Origin of the sequence: Mesorhizobium sp. M2E.F.Ca.ET.209.01.1.1, assembly GCF_004010375.2 — a bacterium.
Lineage (GTDB): Bacteria > Pseudomonadota > Alphaproteobacteria > Rhizobiales > Rhizobiaceae > Mesorhizobium.
In genome coordinates, this window is sequence record NZ_SADP02000940.1 from 1 (window position 1) to 307 (window position 307).

Sequence of the window (307 nt, forward strand, 5' to 3'; positions counted from 1 at the left end):
AGCCTCCAAGCCCTCCGATGCCGACAGCTTTCCCGCCAAGATGGAAGCCTCTTCTCCGCACGAAAAGAGTCGTTTGACGGATTTTGGCTCACGCCGCCGGCGATCACGCGGCCGCCGCAATCCCTTCCCGGCCGCATCACGAAACAGGACTTCGATTTTTCATCGGTACACATTTTATGTCGCGGGGCCGGCTCGAGCCTCCCATTCGGCGGAGAGCAATTTCGCGCTCAGGTTGCAAACTCGAAGCGAATGCGGGATGGTGTCGCGCTTGTGACAAGGGGGGACTTCCATGAAAATCGGCGTCCGG

Annotated in this window: 1 protein-coding gene; it reads left to right on the forward strand. The window is 59.6% G+C overall.

Annotation, left to right across the window (positions count from 1 at the left end):
* Positions 1–274 (forward strand): hypothetical protein (locus EN852_RS42000; RefSeq protein WP_210238328.1); only part of this gene is annotated, 274 nt, incomplete at its 5' end.
* Positions 275–307: the final 33 nt, after the last annotated feature.